Origin of the sequence: Cytobacillus gottheilii, assembly GCF_900166665.1 — a bacterium.
In the GTDB taxonomy this organism is placed as follows: Bacteria; Bacillota; Bacilli; order Bacillales; family Cytobacillaceae; genus Cytobacillus; species Cytobacillus gottheilii_A.
Window position 1 is genome coordinate 3,691,452 of sequence record NZ_LT800494.1, and the last position, 14,683, is coordinate 3,706,134.

17 protein-coding genes and 1 riboswitch are annotated in these 14,683 nt (G+C 38.6%); of the genes, 2 read left to right on the forward strand and 15 right to left on the reverse strand.

Annotated elements, in window-relative coordinates; translation table 11 throughout:
• Position 1: 1 nt before the first annotated feature.
• From B7E07_RS18165 to B7E07_RS18185, 5 genes are read right to left on the reverse strand one after another with little or no spacing between them, the layout of a single operon-like run.
• On the reverse strand, positions 2 to 310 hold the full coding sequence (locus B7E07_RS18165) for a hypothetical protein (RefSeq protein ID WP_257391493.1): 309 nt from the start codon (positions 308 to 310) through the stop codon (positions 2 to 4).
• A 14-nt stretch (positions 311 to 324) separates the two neighbouring features.
• A complete protein-coding gene (locus B7E07_RS18170) occupies positions 325 to 645 on the reverse strand; it encodes a hypothetical protein (protein WP_080848270.1) in 321 nt (106 codons plus the stop codon).
• A gap of 21 nt (positions 646 to 666) precedes the next feature.
• Positions 667 to 1,452, reverse strand: a complete 786-nt coding sequence (locus B7E07_RS18175; protein ID WP_080848271.1) for a hypothetical protein — start codon at positions 1,450 to 1,452, stop codon at positions 667 to 669.
• Between the two features lie 33 nt (positions 1,453 to 1,485).
• A complete protein-coding gene (locus B7E07_RS18180) occupies positions 1,486 to 1,956 on the reverse strand; it encodes a hypothetical protein (protein WP_257391494.1) in 471 nt (156 codons plus the stop codon).
• Between the two features lie 16 nt (positions 1,957 to 1,972).
• Positions 1,973 to 2,386, reverse strand: coding sequence for a hypothetical protein (locus B7E07_RS18185; protein ID WP_080848272.1), 414 nt, complete (start codon positions 2,384 to 2,386; stop codon positions 1,973 to 1,975).
• 178 nt (positions 2,387 to 2,564) lie between these two features.
• On the opposite strand from B7E07_RS18185, the gene B7E07_RS18190 reads away from it, so the two are divergent.
• Positions 2,565 to 3,404, forward strand: coding sequence for a hypothetical protein (locus B7E07_RS18190; RefSeq protein WP_080848273.1), 840 nt, complete (start codon positions 2,565 to 2,567; stop codon positions 3,402 to 3,404).
• A 96-nt stretch (positions 3,405 to 3,500) separates the two neighbouring features.
• Here the strand turns inward: B7E07_RS18190 and B7E07_RS23390 are convergent, their stop codons facing one another.
• From B7E07_RS23390 to solA, 7 genes are all read right to left on the reverse strand, one after another.
• Positions 3,501 to 4,196: a hypothetical protein gene (locus tag B7E07_RS23390; protein ID WP_139785660.1), complete on the reverse strand. Its 696-nt coding sequence runs from the start codon at positions 4,194 to 4,196 to the stop codon at positions 3,501 to 3,503.
• A 161-nt stretch (positions 4,197 to 4,357) separates the two neighbouring features.
• The gene (locus tag B7E07_RS18200; RefSeq protein WP_218970455.1) at positions 4,358 to 5,089 is read right to left on the reverse strand and encodes a LytR/AlgR family response regulator transcription factor; all 732 of its coding nucleotides are present in this window, start codon (positions 5,087 to 5,089) and stop codon (positions 4,358 to 4,360) included.
• A gap of 17 nt (positions 5,090 to 5,106) precedes the next feature.
• Positions 5,107 to 6,405 (reverse strand): sensor histidine kinase, encoded by a 1,299-nt coding sequence (locus tag B7E07_RS18205; protein WP_080848276.1) that lies wholly within the window; start codon positions 6,403 to 6,405, stop codon positions 5,107 to 5,109.
• 91 nt (positions 6,406 to 6,496) lie between these two features.
• The gene (locus B7E07_RS18210) at positions 6,497 to 7,237 is read right to left on the reverse strand and encodes an ABC transporter permease (protein ID WP_080848277.1); all 741 of its coding nucleotides are present in this window, start codon (positions 7,235 to 7,237) and stop codon (positions 6,497 to 6,499) included.
• 15 nt (positions 7,238 to 7,252) lie between these two features.
• On the reverse strand, positions 7,253 to 7,972 hold the full coding sequence (locus tag B7E07_RS18215; protein ID WP_080848278.1) for an ABC transporter ATP-binding protein: 720 nt from the start codon (positions 7,970 to 7,972) through the stop codon (positions 7,253 to 7,255).
• A gap of 266 nt (positions 7,973 to 8,238) precedes the next feature.
• Entirely contained in the window at positions 8,239 to 9,075 is an 837-nt protein-coding gene (locus B7E07_RS18220) for a MetQ/NlpA family ABC transporter substrate-binding protein (protein ID WP_080848279.1), read from the reverse strand.
• A gap of 30 nt (positions 9,076 to 9,105) precedes the next feature.
• A complete protein-coding gene (solA, locus tag B7E07_RS18225; protein ID WP_080848280.1) occupies positions 9,106 to 10,245 on the reverse strand; it encodes an N-methyl-L-tryptophan oxidase in 1,140 nt (379 codons plus the stop codon).
• Between the two features lie 111 nt (positions 10,246 to 10,356).
• Positions 10,357 to 10,455: riboswitch (SAM riboswitch) on the reverse strand.
• A 225-nt stretch (positions 10,456 to 10,680) separates the two neighbouring features.
• On the opposite strand from solA, the gene B7E07_RS18230 reads away from it, so the two are divergent.
• Positions 10,681 to 11,622 (forward strand): hypothetical protein, encoded by a 942-nt coding sequence (locus B7E07_RS18230; protein WP_080848281.1) that lies wholly within the window; start codon positions 10,681 to 10,683, stop codon positions 11,620 to 11,622.
• Positions 11,623 to 12,016: 394 nt separating this feature from the next.
• Here the strand turns inward: B7E07_RS18230 and rhaD are convergent, their stop codons facing one another.
• From rhaD to B7E07_RS18245, 3 genes are read right to left on the reverse strand one after another with little or no spacing between them, the layout of a single operon-like run.
• Positions 12,017 to 12,844, reverse strand: coding sequence for a rhamnulose-1-phosphate aldolase (gene rhaD, locus B7E07_RS18235; protein WP_080848282.1), 828 nt, complete (start codon positions 12,842 to 12,844; stop codon positions 12,017 to 12,019).
• Positions 12,845 to 12,902: 58 nt separating this feature from the next.
• On the reverse strand, positions 12,903 to 13,532 hold the full coding sequence (gene dhaL, locus B7E07_RS18240; RefSeq protein WP_080848283.1) for a dihydroxyacetone kinase subunit DhaL: 630 nt from the start codon (positions 13,530 to 13,532) through the stop codon (positions 12,903 to 12,905).
• On the reverse strand, positions 13,529 to 14,533 hold the full coding sequence (locus B7E07_RS18245; RefSeq protein ID WP_080848284.1) for a dihydroxyacetone kinase subunit DhaK: 1,005 nt from the start codon (positions 14,531 to 14,533) through the stop codon (positions 13,529 to 13,531). Before B7E07_RS18245 ends, dhaL begins: the two co-directional genes overlap by 4 nt.
• Positions 14,534 to 14,683: the final 150 nt, after the last annotated feature.

Genomic DNA, 14,683 nt, shown 5'->3' on the forward strand with positions numbered 1-14,683 from the left:
CTCAGAAATTGGTCTTTAACTCAGGAATTCGCGGCATTCCTTTTTGTTGAATATAGAATACCTCGATTGAATGAATGTGAATAAACCACTGCCGATTTTCCAATTCAGAAATGGAGGTGACCTTCACATCTACCACCACCTGATCCTCAATCACATCTACCAGCTTTCCGATAAAAACAAATGGATAGGATGGAGTTAAAATAAAGATATTCTTGCCAATTCCCTCAACAAATGCCTCAATCAGCGCCTGATCATGGATGACATTGACAGTTGGGAAGTTCAATTCTGCCATACTATTTTCATGACTCATTTTCAGGTCCCTCCTTACGTTAATGGAATTCTTTCATTACAGTCAAAGTCAGGTGTAAAGTGAGCAATTTTCTCAAATGGAATACTAAGAGGTGTGGGAAAATTAAATTGTGGGGCATTTATTATTTTTATATTAACTGGGAATAAAGTTAGATGACCTGGCTGTACATCAATTATTTCGCCGCAAAAAACGGGACGAAACGTTTGGCCAAATAAATTGAGCTGATCGGATTCGGTGACAATTAAGACACTGGTGCCCTTTAAGGCCAATAGCTCTCTGAAAAAACGATCTTCCAACTCTCCAATGCTGCTGCGCGGATTGTTCTCACTCGTCATATGACATCCTCCCCCATTGTCCTACTTTTTATAGTAATTTTTAAAGCCATAAGTAAATACGCTTAACAACCGAATGGTCTCAATATAACGTATCTCATCAAATTGTATTTCTTCTTTCTTTCCCATAAACGCAATGATTAATTTGTCTTCGGAATCAATAATCTTACCAAGCTTTTTGATATCACTGTCGATCCAGACATTTACCCATGTGCCCTTCCAGGTGTTTAAATTCGTCTTTAATGTTTCTTCAATAAATTGCTGCTTTAGAAGATCACGTTTCGAAACGGTTTCCCCGAATTGCCGCAGCAGCTTCGTCCGCAAATTATTATCATACAGATAATGCTGATGGGTGTTGGAATAGTTCGGAATTCCGTACACAATATTAGCTGATTGAATGACAGAATAAGGAATCCACACCCGTTCCTTTAAGTTGGTCAGCATCACAAAATCACGGCCAACTGTACTGACTTTTCCTTCTTTGTAATGAGATTCAGAACCGATGTCAGAATAAATTTCCACCTGCTGATTTCGTTTTGATTTAAAGAATTTCCTAAGCTTTAACGACTTTCCGCGTTTTTCATTGTTCTCCAATAGGTGGAAGATATTTGCTCGGTCTATATATTCCATTAGTAACCGTGTTTCTTCTGTCGTCGTCATTGTTGAAGGAGAAGTAAGCCCCTCTCCTTTTCGTTCATTCAGTTCATTAACAGGATCCTTCTTTCTGACTTCATGCTTTCTTTGCTCTAGCAATCTTTCCATATATTCATTTAAGTGAATTCTTTTTTTTGCCTCCTGTCTGTTCTCCATTCAGCCTCCTCTCCTTTCAAATATCTATATTATTTATACTCGCAAGGAGTAAAATAACAAACCAAATGTGGCAAACACTAAACCTGTGCCAAATAAACTAAATAGAATCATATTATTCTCCACATCGTTAAAATAAGCAGCAGGCAATCCGCATAATGCTGGGTTTTCCACTACTGCTCCAACCATCGTTCCCATAATGGAGCCAATGCTGCCATGGGAGAAGCCAGCCAATAAAGACTGAAAGCGGACGAGTGCACCATACAGTAAGCCAATACTGCCGCCTATGACAGTGGATAAGATCGCCAGCACACCGATTTCAAAAGGAAAAATGAAGTGAAGAAGCATGGCCAGATTCATGCAGAAAATGCTGCTGCCTGCCGCGGCCATCACCATCCCGTAACGGTCCGCAAAGAGTTTCCTTTTTTTATACATGACAAAATATAAGAAAAACCCCATAAGACCATTTACAAGAAACAGCATAATAAATAGAGGGGATAATTCCACATTCATGACTCCTTACTTATGTATTTTTAGCAGACAGGAAAACAAGCAGAAGAGAAAGCAGGAATACCGCTTCAATAAAAATTATAAAGAGAATGCTCGTATTGGCCGCTGCTCCTACCATCGGTGCCATAATGCCCATCATTAGACCATTTATATATCCAGTTAATAGAGTCTGATAATCAAATAGCGCACCAAAAAAGCCGCCAATCAGCATCCCGATTACAGCAGTAATCATCGTGATGACAACAAATTTTAATGGAAACTGATAAATGAGGATCACTCCTGTGGCAATTGCACAAAAACCTCCTGCCAGCATTGAAATATTCATCCCCAGCTGAAAACCGATGAGTTTGCGGATTTTGTAAAGATATAGATAAAGAAATAAGATCAGTACAAGGTTTCCATATAACAAAAACCCTAAATAGCCCATGTCAAAAGTCTCCTCCAAGTTTTCGTTTGTAATTTTTATGACTCGAAATGCTTGGTCTATGACCCAATATGTATATTTTTACAATTTCATTTAGAAATGCACAGATCTTAGTCATTTGCCCAACCACAAATTAATGACCATCCATACACTAGGTATATGTACAGATAAAAGGAGGTTGTTGACCATTTCAGCTTATAAAAAGAGAAAAACTGCTGTTAAGGAACTGAGGAATATAAGGGTTTGGGATGAGATTGAATGTTTAGAAGAAGAGTTCATCCATGGAAAAACACCATTTCGCTGTCCAGAGATGGTGCCTGCGGGAGTAAAGGATGATGATTTTTGTGTACCTGAAGATTGTCCAAAAACGCTTCCGCAGCCGAAATTCACTTCCCCTTTCAGTTCCTTTCCACAGAATGAACTTGAGGAATTAGAAAGGTGCATTACCCTTGCGAATGAACTCCTGCTGGCCCTTTCTACTGAGGATGATGACGACGAAACGAATGCAAGAGCACTTCAAGTAAGCCTTCGTTCCTTCAGAAACCAATTTGTAACCGTCTATTATAGATGCAGGAAAAAAAAGGAAGAAGTCTGCGGATACTTCCTGGATGCAGGAAACGATTTTATTATTATTGAAAATGCAGATACCAACAATATCACCATTCTTCCAACGGGGAGACTTCTGTCTATTCACAATATGGACAGAAGAAAAAAAACGGATGATCACGAAGAACCAGAACTGCTCTGCATCAACCCATGCCTAAGACGAAACCTGACATTTCATTTCGGTGAAATCGTTACACGGAGTCCTTATTTGCTGAACATATTTTTCGGCTTAAAACTTAGCATGCTCCTTGAAAACTATGTTGGTTATTACGCCTACATTCAAACTGAAACAGACAAATTTGAACAGGATGGCACCTTAGAGAAAGTAGATGAGAGCGATCTGCTCCTCAAAAAATACGATGAAGAACAATGGATCGACTTTGAAGATATTTGTTTGATTGAGCTGGAGAAATAAAGGCTGAAACGCAAAGTTTACAATTGTAGGGCAAACCTAAGATGAAGCATCAAATATAAAAGGAAGGAACCTTTCCCGGCACCTTCCTTTTTTGAGCTAATCAAAGTGATCCGATAGATCCAGCTCCAGGACAACCTTACAGCCTTTGTGCTTGAATAGCTTGTATTGAAAGCTATCCGTCAATCCAGCTAACCGTAAATGAATCCGGTCATCACAGTAGGGAATAACAGGATCCTTGATGCGGTGGAACTGATTGCCGCAATGGCAGTTATGATGGTCTCTATGGCAATGGGAACAGTGTGAATCCAGGTATGAATCTATGAATTTTTCCCTAGCGCCCACACCACAATGACATTCTTGCTGATGTCGGCCGCAATGAGAGCAGTGCCCATCATGATGATCATAATCTCTTCCTATTTTATTGAAATCGGAATTGTTTTTGTGTTTTATACCACAGTGGCAATCTCGGTGATGCCGGTCGCAATGGGAGCAGTGCAGATCATTGTCTCTGCCTCTGCATGCCTTCTCAAAATCCACATGATCCAGGCATCTGTTTCGGCAATGATGATCGACCCAATGAATGTTCTTAATTCGTCTTGTTAACACCCTAACAACACTATGATCACTCTGCAGCAAATCTACATAATCCGTTCCGATTCTATGGATGATTCCGGCTTCTTTGTAAGAATGTTTTCTTTTATGGCTGTGTACTTTGAAACGCTTCGATTCCTGGACAGCTGGGGAATGATCGTGATGTGCATGGTTATCATCTGTTGATTGTTTGTTGTTCATGCTCGTCCCTCCTTTCAGTACTATAGGATATGATAAGGGGGGTGGGGGTGTTTATGTGATTGTACGGGGTTGTTTAAAAAACGGTGCCAAAAACGGTGCCTGACCCCCGCTGCGTTAAAGCTTTAACGCAGCGGGGGTCAGGCACCATAAATTTTATTCTATTACTTTTCCCAAACCTTTTGCAACCCTTTAAGAAAACGGGCAGATGAATAACAAACCTCTCCATTAACCATCGTAATCTCACGTGTTTTTTTATCTATAGCCGAAATATTTTCGATGTTGACGACAAAGGAATTGTGGCAGCGATAGAAATCTGCACTATTCTCTTCTATTTCCTTTAACTTTCCGTAAAATTCTACCTGCCTGGAATCAGTATGCATAATAATTTTATGCAGTTTGGAACTTGTTTCAAAGAATAGTATATTGTCGTAATCCTCGCTGATCACCTTATCGCCGTTTTTAATCTGAAATCGTTTTTTCGCCTCATTACTGCCAGACAAGTGACGTTCATTCGCCGTCACGATACAATCGATGACACGCTTCTGTAAATCCGTAAAATCGTCTTTGATAATATAGTCTAGTGCTTCCACTTTATATAAAAACGTCAAATAGGTAAGCTCTGAATGCGTGGTAACAAAGACAATCGATCCTCTTGCATCGTATTTTCTAATTTCAGCCCCTAACACGATCCCGCTTTTTTCATGCTTTAAATCCACGTCAAGAAAATACAATCCAGTGACCTTGTTAGACTTTACATAATCGATAATTTCATCTGGGTTATCGGTAGAAAGGGTGATTCTCATATCTAATTGTTCGATCATAATATAGTTTTTGATATAGTTTGTGATTTTTTCCTTTTGCTGTTGATCATCTTCACAAATAAAAATATCCAGCATATGTATTCCTCCGTCTAATCAGCAATCTCTAATTCCTGAAAAAACATTCTTCCCTTTATTTTCGTCTCCAGTGTCACATTTTCACATTTAGAGACGATTTCCTTTAAATTACTTAAACCTAACCCTCTGTTTTCCCCTTTGGTCGAATATCCTTGCTGGAATACTTTATAAAGCTTTGGTATTTCTCCGCCAATCGTATTAGCGACCACAATAAGCAAGGCATTTTCTTTTTGAATAAAAGCAATATGTATACTGCTTCCGTCAAACTGTTCCGCTTCTTCTATTGCATTGTCGAGGATGATTCCCAAACAGCGGCACAATCGGATATAATCCATTTTTATTTGATGTACTGGCTCCGTTGCCTCAAGGGCAATATCTATCCCTAAGTCCTGTGCCTTAATCAGCTTTGAGACTAATGTCCCCTTCACTTCAGTCACTTTCACATTTTGTAAGGCACCAAGCTTATAATGGTTCTTTTTGATCCCCTGGCCGGTGGGCATGACCTTTTCATTAAAATAGACTTCTAACCCATCCATATCTTTCGTTCTGATATACTCTGACATGGAAGATAAGATGTTTATATAATCATGCCTGAATTTTTGCAGCTCCCCATACATTTCTTCTAAATTCTCCGAGTACATACGCAATTGCTTATACTCCTCCTGCTTATTTTTCACTTTCATTTCTTTAATCACCGAAAAAAGCAGAAGTCCCAATATCGTGATAAATAATGCAAAATAGGCTAAAAATATGAAGCTGTTAAACTGGACAACCTCGCTTGAGAAACCTGATCTATCGGATACTAGAATATTAATATAAAAGAATGATACCGTCAGAACAGTTAAACTCATCAAGAATAAAAAATAATGCTTAAAAATAGGTACGAACTGCTTCAGTTTTCTTATCACCATATGGGTGATAAAACTGAGAAGAACTGAAAATAAGAAAAAGAAAAGCAAATGCATACCATAGTAGGACAGTTGAGCATGTACCATTTCCACGGAAATATCAAACAGAAAGGAATTCGCTAAGAAGCTTAAATGATCACTAATCACAAGAATGATCACAGCAAAAAAAGGTGCTGTTATACTGACAATGGGATCTTTTTTATATCTGTAATTAGAGTAAATCAATAGCAGCACAGGAATAACAATGCCGATAATGCCGATATAGACAAATAACACCGGTGCAAGGCAAGATAAGATCAATACAAAATAAAACCTTTCTTTTGCATGGTCAAAACCGTTGACAAAGAAGAAATTATTCAAGCATAGAGTAGCAATTTGTACGAAAGAACCGATAATTGTAACCAAAACAATAATGCTCCTTAAGAGTCTTTTAGGAGCATTTTACCACTATTTCACCTAATATTGAAACCTAATTTTTCCTATTATGGAAGCTGGTTTAAGCTGTCTTTCTATTAAGTCGGATTATTACCAATGAAGCGATAAACACTGCCAGCACTATTGCAATAGAAATATACGTTTGACCATCAAAAACGAGCTGCTGATTCCACACATCGATAAAAAGATGGTTCATATGATACATCGGATTTGCCTTTGCGACAATTTGAATGAAATCTGGCATTTGACTCACTGGAATCGAAAAATCACCCGTGAACATTACAACCTGGAAGATGAGGATCGAAAAAATCAATGCAGTTTTCATTTCCTTAAATAAAGAATAAATGGCAGATGAAATGACTAACAAAACAGCATTTAATAAAATAAAGAAGCCATAAGAACCTAAAAACATCAATGGTTCAAGATTGATTTCAAAAACAAATACGCCAATCATATTAATGAGCAAAAAACCAAAGCTCGTAATAATGATCGATTTTATAATATTTGAAAGCAGTAATGTCCGAACAGGCACAGGCGAAATACTGATCCTTTTTTCCACCCCTGTGGAACGGTTCATCACCTGGTCAAAACCAAACGCAAAGAAAACAACAGAAAAGGTAATCAATAAAATAAAAGAAGGCGTATACGTTTGGGCATAGCTCAATCCGCCCGCGAATGTATTCTCACCAACCATGTGCCCCAAAAACACGTATGTGACCGGCGGAACCACAATGGAGAATATTAAATAAAACAGCTCCCTCGAAAACATAATTAAATCATATTTTAACTGTGTGGCTAACATACTGATCTCCTCCTCCTATACCGGCACTTTAGAAAGGTAAAAGTCATTCATCGATTTGTACCCTAGTGACAAAATATTTTCCGTACTCTCAAACATTTCATTCTTTCCGTTTTCAATTAGCATCACTTTATCGCAATACATCTCAATTTCATCCATATAATGCGTCGTTAAAATCACAGTCCCGCCTCTGCTCTTGTTATAGTCAACAATATAGGACCAGAGCACATTGCGCATATGAGGATCCAAACCAGTCGTTGGCTCATCCAAAATAATCAGCCTTGGCTCCGACAAAAAAGCAATCGCCAAACTAACCTTCTGCTTCCACCCGCCAGACAACTTCTCAAAATACGATTTACGATGAGGCTCAAGCTTAAAATCAGCCATAATCTCCTCAATCTCTTTATTCGACTTATAATAAGCTTTAAACAGCTTCAACAGCTCTTCCACTTTTAATGACTTATAAAAGTGCGTCGGCTGCAGCACAACCGAAATATCTCTTCTGATTTCTCCCAGCTTATCAAGCGTGATCTTCTGCAAATTCTCATTAAAAAGCACAACCTCACCCTCATCAAAATCTTTAATTGTCATTAATACCTCAAGAAAAGTTGACTTGCCGGCACCATTTTTACCGATGACGCCAATAACCTCCCCTTCATTTGCTTCAAAATCCAGGCCTTTCAGTACCTGATTTTTTCCGTAGGACTTTTTCAGGCCTTTTACACTTATGATTTTCATAGTCTGACCTCCAATGCAATTTGCAGCAGCTTGTGTGTGGTTATTCCCTTACACTGCTTTTATTGCTTATGGGGTAAGTATATCGGCTTCTTCATGAGAATAATGTGATTGTTCATAACTACTCTTTTTATTCACTTTGGTGTGCGGTTTGGAGTTGTGGGGATACAGTTGCGTATTCATAAGTGTGTGATTTTTTACTATTGAGTTTTATACCATCATCTCTTCATAAAAAAATACTAGCCCTATTAGCAGGCTAGTATCCAAAATCAATTTTGCTCGTAATCATCTAAAAATGAAATAGGTTCTTTAACCGGAAGTGCAGCTCCTCCGAATTCTTCTTCAATGAAACTTGATACTTCATCCGTATGGTAGATTTCTACAATCTTATTTAAAACTTCATCATCTTTGTTTTCTGTTTGAGCTGCAATAATATTAATATACGCTTTATTACTTGAATCCTCTCTAAAGATTGGATCATTCGTAGGATTTAGCCCTGAGTTAATGGCCATATCTGAGTTTATAATGGAAATAGCCGCGTCATCTAAACCGCGTGGAGTTTGCCCCGCATCGACTGGAATAATTTCTAAGTTCTTAGGGTTTTCTACTACGCTTTCTACTCCCCCAGTTCCATCAAAGTCTTCTTTTAGCTTGATCAATTCAGCTTTTTCCAGGAGTGAAAGTGCTCTTCCTAGGTTTGTAGGATCCTTGGGAATAATGACCTGGTCCCCATCTTGCAATTCACTGACATCCTTAATCCTATTAGAGTAAATCCCCATTGGCCATATAGAAGTAGTTCCAATTGCAGATAAATCAAGATTTCTATCCTCTATAAAGCTATCAAAATAAACAATGGTCTGAAAGGCATTTAAGTCAATTTCACCGCTATCTAATGTGAGATTCGGCTGTACATAATCATTAAAATTAATGATTTCGATTTCAATATCTTCCTCAGCCGCCAGCTCCTTAACAAGTTCCCATGTTGGCGCTTCTGCAGAAGTGGTTCCAACCTTTACAACACGATCACCAGAGCTGCTTTCTGATCCACACGCTGCAAGTATTGCTGTTAAAATAAGTATTAAAGCCATAAGTTTGTTTTTCACCATATTTTCCTTCTTTCCTCATAAGATGTATGATTATTTAAATCGATCCGGGCTAAAAATATCGATTGCTAACTCTGGAGTTTCACCAACAGCTAATTCTGCACCTATTTTCCCGATAACCGGTGCGAATTTAAACCCATGCCCTGCCATTGGTCCAAGCAGAATAACATTTGATAACCCTGGTGCTTCACCAAGAATAAAATGCTCATCCGGTGTATTTGTATAGAAGCACGTCTTCACTTTCACAGGTGTAGGTATAAGACCCGGCAGGTATTCCCTCACAAGTCTCGTCACAGGCTCCACATCTTTTTCGTGGATTTGCCGATCTACTTCACTTGGATGATCAATCAGATCTCCTCCACCATGATGAATGGCCACTTTCACTGTTTTTCCATCAAGACTTGGGAAACCATAAAACCCTACTCCATCCACTACTCTCGAAAAAATTGGGAATTTATCAGAAGTAAATTGCTCAGGATTTTTCACATCATACCAAACCAATACCTGACGCTCTAATTTAAGTGGAAAATTAAGCTGAGGTAAAAGACTATTCGTCCACCCGCCAGCAGATACAATCACCTTTTTCACTCTAAATTGCTGTTCTCCAGTGGAAATAGTTACTCCATCCTCATCATGCTCAATTGAGGTTACTGCTGTATCTGAATAGACTTTTCCTCCCAATTCCTCTCCACGCTTTACCGCTGTTTCAATCGCTAATTCTGGGCGAACATATCCAGCATATTCTTCATATATGACCTTTTGGTCTTCCTTAAACTGTATCTGAGAAAATTCGTTCCTAGCTTCTTCCACACTCAATGCTTTATGCGGAAGATTATATGTATGAACACTTTCTTCAACCGTTTCAATAAAAGCATCACCTGCTGGGCCAAACATTGTTCCTCCATTTTCAGTGTATAGCTCCACATTGGTTTCGGCTTCTAATTCCCGCCAAAGGGTACGTGCTTCCTGCAGTAATGGAACATAATCTACTCCCTCACCATAAGCCGTCCGAAAAATTCTTGTTTCCCCATGGCCAGCACCTTGATCATGCCCTGGCTTAAATTGTTCGAATCCAATCACCTTCTCATTTCTTTTTGCAAGCTGCCAAAAGGCAAAACTTCCCATGGAACCTAAACCAACAATTGCGAAATCAGCATCAAAAGAATTACTCATGATTGTATCTCCTTTTCATAATGAATTTTTCTATCTACTCTTCAAACTCAAAAAAAAGATCTCTTCTGATATCAGAAGAGATCTTTGCTTTAAAATAAATAAAACCTACTCTTCTTATCTATCAAGCATTGCTTGCTGGAATTGGCACAGTACAAATTGTCTGTTGCCGAGGTATCATAGGGCCAGTCCCTCCACCTCTCTGGATAAGAAATATTATTAAGTTGTTAATAGTATAAAGTGCGATGGACTTAGTTTAGCGATAATTTATATGGAGGTCAAGTGTTTTTTTTTGATTGTTCTTAATTATATATAAAACTAAAAATATATTGCCTTTTGTTAACTGTTATCCAAATAGGCGTAGGATTCCCTGCAAATTTGAAACCTTATTCTGCCATTTCCGTATATACAATAAAGAGCTGTTTAGGGGGAGCGCCAATGTTTACTGAGCTGAATGAAAAGTTACTCATTGTGAAGGATGATTTAAGGAAAAAAGAGAAGTATGAGGACCATTTGGAACGCTTAAAGGCCGATTTACAGCTAGAAATACAAAAACGGGACATGTATATGCATATGTTAGAAGAGAAAAAAGAAGATGTTAGCCGTTTTGAATCTTTCACCCTTGCCAACATTTTTTATTCTTTAATTGGCAAAAAACTTGAAAAGATTGATCAAGAAGAACAGCTAATTGCAGCTATGAAGCTAAAGTATAAGGAAGCGATGGAAACCATCGCTGACATGGAAGATGAGATACGAAAGTTTGAAATAGAGCTTACATCTGTAGCAAATGCTGAGTTGGAATACGAAACAATCTTAAAAGAAAAAGAACGTCTAATCCGCGATACTGATTCATTTTGGAACGACCAATTATACACCCTTTCAGAAAAAGAAGCAGAGTTGTTTGCAGGTTTAAAGGAGTACAATGAAGCGATTGAGGTCGGACAAAAAGCAAAGCACCAGCTAGATGAGGCACTGGACGAATTAGAATCTGCACATAATTGGTCGACCTTTGATATGTTCGGCGGCGGCACCATTTCGACTTTTGTCAAACATAGCCGCTACAATAGTGCCCAGGATCTCATCCATGATGCCCAGCACACCCTCCGCCAATTTCGAGAAGAGCTGCTGGATCTCAAAAAGCATTTTGACCACGATTATGATATCGGCAACATGCTTACGGTTGCCGATTACTTCTTTGATGGTATCGTTGTCGATTGGATGGTCCATGGAAAAATTACCGATGCCATGTCACAAACAGAAAAAATGTATGACCTTGTGAAATCCACTTTGAAGGAAATTAAATTGCAAAGGGATGAACTGGAGAAAGAGTTAACTAACGTGCATTGGGAGAGAATTGAGTTGTTTGAGTCTTGTTCTTAAAACTGAGGGCAAATTGAGGATTGGGAAAGTGACAAAGTCGGAAATTAGCTTTGTCTCTATGCTTTTTAGTGGGAGTTTTGATTTTGTGTAGAATGAAATGATTTTATATCGGTTGTTATGAATAGTTTGAAAAGAAAAAAGCTCATGATTCTTGTAGTTTGTAGGATTATGAGCTTGATTTTATATTAACGACCTAAATTTTCTCTTTACACCAGTGAACGGTACACGACTACATACGTATCATTCTTCCTGAAAAACCAATGCTTTGTTGTTTAATTTAACGACCATATAGAAAAAGGGCACCACTAGTTATTTATCACTAGTGGTGCCCTTTTAACGTTTCCATGTAGATCAGTACTTGCTAATCACGATATTTATTCTTTATACATACTATCTAATAAACCAAGTTGTTAAGTATGCCCGTTTTTGGTTTAAGATTAAACGCTTTAGCTAACTCCTCAATTTGTTGATCTGTCATACATTGTTTTACCTTGCCCTCTGTGACAACATAGACTTGCGCGGCTTTTTCAACGGTTTCAATTAACCCTAACGCTAAATCTACTGATTTGCCTGCAGCAAGAATACCATGGTGTGGCCAAAGAACAATTCGATATTCGTTCATCTTCTTAGCAGTTGCTGAGCCGATCTTACCGTTTCCACAAACCATCCACGGTAATAATCCTATTCCTTCCGGGAAAACAAGAATACATTCAGAATTTAGAGACCACATAGTCTTTATAAAAGCACTCTCATCCAACTGGTGAATAAATGTCATGGCAATGGTGTATGTTGGATGGCAATGAAGGATAATTCTGCTCTCTGGGTCCTGTTTTATTCTTTCATTTTGACAAAGTAGGTGTGTAGGTAACTCGCTTGTTGGTTTACGTCCCTCCCGAAATCCCCAGATAACTTTATAAGCACTCCCTTTGTCATTGATTTGAATAATGCCCAAGTGTATATCAGGGTTATATTGGACATTTTTGAAGGGGCTTCCAGAAGCAGTTACCAAGAAAAATTCGTTACAAAGCTGAGGACAAGGATTCTCAAGCTGATATTCGGTACTTGGCTCCCAATCCCTATCAATGTATGTTTCTTTTTCCTTTTCTGTCAGACGATAACTTAAATTCCCTGCATGATTTTCACCCCATCCTACTTGATAAATAGTAGAGCAGGCTCTAATAACTTCAATCATAAACGGTGCTTGCAAAATGGAATCAGACAATGATCATTCCTCCTTGGTATATCCTTTTGACTAAGAGATTTAGTTAGAAACTTATTAGTCACTTCATGGAAACATATTCGTACATAGCTTTAAATATCAGTAAAACGGTGGTTGCACCTGCGTCTTGAACACCAACGGACCGTTCATATAGAAATTTCGCTCTTCCGTGCTTAGCCATATATTCTTTCGTCTTGTTAACACCTTCTTCTGCTGCATGAACTGCGTGTCGAAGGGAAACCTCTAAATCAGTGTCAAGATATTGCTCCAGTGCATTTACAGCTGGTTCAAACGCGTCAACCATCGTTTTATCCCCAAGCTCTGCCTTCCCTTTACCTTTCACTTTTTCAAGTCCCTTACGCATCATTTCAAAGAGAGATTTGGTATTTAGAGTTTCAAAGACCGGCAATGGACTAACACCCAGAAACATACTTGAAAATATGACTCCTGATGCTCCCCCCATCGAACGAAGCATCACCATACCTATATCCTTATAAATCTCGTTAATCGTTTCATATGATTTACTAGAGATGGTTTGTTTGATTGCCTGAAAGCCTCTTTCAATCCCAAATCCATGATCTCCATCACCAATTCTCCCGTCAATTTCGCATAAAGATTCTTTACTATCAATTAATTGATCAGCAACATACAAAAACATTTCTTTAGTATCTGCCACTGTTAATTGTGTCATTTATAGTAACCCCTCTTGTAGAAATATGGAGTGTAAGCAGGCTGGTCATAAAGTTGTTCTAATTCACCATCGAGTTTTAGAAACGAAATGGAGACTCCAGCCATTTCCAATGATGTACAATGGTTTCCAATAATTGTGTCATGGATCTGTACACCTAGCCCTTCTAATAGCTTTTGGACTTTCCGAAAAACAATATTTAACTCTAATATTGTTGTTGCACCAGTCCCATTAACTAAAACAACCACTCTATCCCCACTTTGTAATTCAATATCATCAACTAGCGCATCCGTCATTTCTGTAACAATTTCATCAGCCGCTTTGAATTTATTTTTCTTAATCCCTGGTTCACCATGAATACCCATACCAAATTCATATTCATCATCGGCAATGGTAAAGTTAGGCTTACTTCCAGGTAGTGAACAAGGTGTTAAGGCGATGCTCAAAGTACGCGTATGACTGTTTGCCTTTTCTGCAAGGACTTTTGCCTGTTTAAGTGAATAGCCATGTTCAACAGCGGCACCAGTTACTTTTGTAACTAGCAAGAGTCCTGCTACCCCTCTCCGTTCGTTCTCCTGTCCTTTCGGTGCAGAAGCAATATCGTCGTGTACAATGGCCGTTTCCAAATGTATCCCTTCAACATCCGCTAATTCAGATGCCACACCAAAATTCATCGTATCACCGGCGTAATTTATGACTAAACAAAGAACGCCTGCTTCGGATTTTACTGCCTTTATTACTTCTAAAATGGTATCTGGATCAGGTGAGGCAAAGACACTGCCAAGTGCTGCACCATCAGCCATCCCTTCCCCAATCAGTCCTATGAAAACAGGTTCATGCCCACTTCCTCCACCAACAACAATACTTACTTTTTGATTGGAAGAATCCTTTCGAATCAGTCCATTAATCCCGCTTACTTTCTGATGCGTCCGTTGGTTAGCAGCAACAAACCCTTCCAAACTTTCTGAAACAACATCCTCAGTCTTATTAATTATTTTTTTCATTGTACTCCCTCACTTATTTCCACCTCGGACTTTTGTGAATGTATATTTTTGAGTTCTTTTTTCAACTCTTTACTACTATATCTTCCAGTTATACCTGCATCGTCTAGGAATCTAGTAAGACCGATTGCGATCACAAATGAACAGGCACCC

Bases quoted from the DNA above. Each gene is read 5' to 3' on its own strand.
- B7E07_RS18165 (WP_257391493.1), bottom strand. From the start codon at position 310: ATGAGTCATGAAAATAGTATGGCAGAATTGAACTTCCCAACTGTCAAT.
- B7E07_RS18170 (WP_080848270.1), bottom strand. From the start codon at position 645: ATGACGAGTGAGAACAATCCGCGCAGCAGCATTGGAGAGTTGGAAGAT.
- B7E07_RS18175 (WP_080848271.1), bottom strand. From the start codon at position 1,452: ATGGAGAACAGACAGGAGGCAAAAAAAAGAATTCACTTAAATGAATAT.
- B7E07_RS18185 (WP_080848272.1), bottom strand. From the start codon at position 2,386: ATGGGCTATTTAGGGTTTTTGTTATATGGAAACCTTGTACTGATCTTA.
- B7E07_RS23390 (WP_139785660.1), bottom strand. From the start codon at position 4,196: ATGAACAACAAACAATCAACAGATGATAACCATGCACATCACGATCAT.
- B7E07_RS18210 (WP_080848277.1), bottom strand. From the start codon at position 7,237: ATGTTAGCCACACAGTTAAAATATGATTTAATTATGTTTTCGAGGGAG.
- B7E07_RS18215 (WP_080848278.1), bottom strand. From the start codon at position 7,972: ATGAAAATCATAAGTGTAAAAGGCCTGAAAAAGTCCTACGGAAAAAAT.
- B7E07_RS18220 (WP_080848279.1), bottom strand. From the start codon at position 9,075: ATGGTGAAAAACAAACTTATGGCTTTAATACTTATTTTAACAGCAATA.
- solA (WP_080848280.1), bottom strand. From the start codon at position 10,245: ATGAGTAATTCTTTTGATGCTGATTTCGCAATTGTTGGTTTAGGTTCC.
- B7E07_RS18230 (WP_080848281.1), top strand. From the start codon at position 10,681: ATGTTTACTGAGCTGAATGAAAAGTTACTCATTGTGAAGGATGATTTA.
- dhaL (WP_080848283.1), bottom strand. From the start codon at position 13,532: ATGACACAATTAACAGTGGCAGATACTAAAGAAATGTTTTTGTATGTT.
- B7E07_RS18245 (WP_080848284.1), bottom strand. From the start codon at position 14,533: ATGAAAAAAATAATTAATAAGACTGAGGATGTTGTTTCAGAAAGTTTG.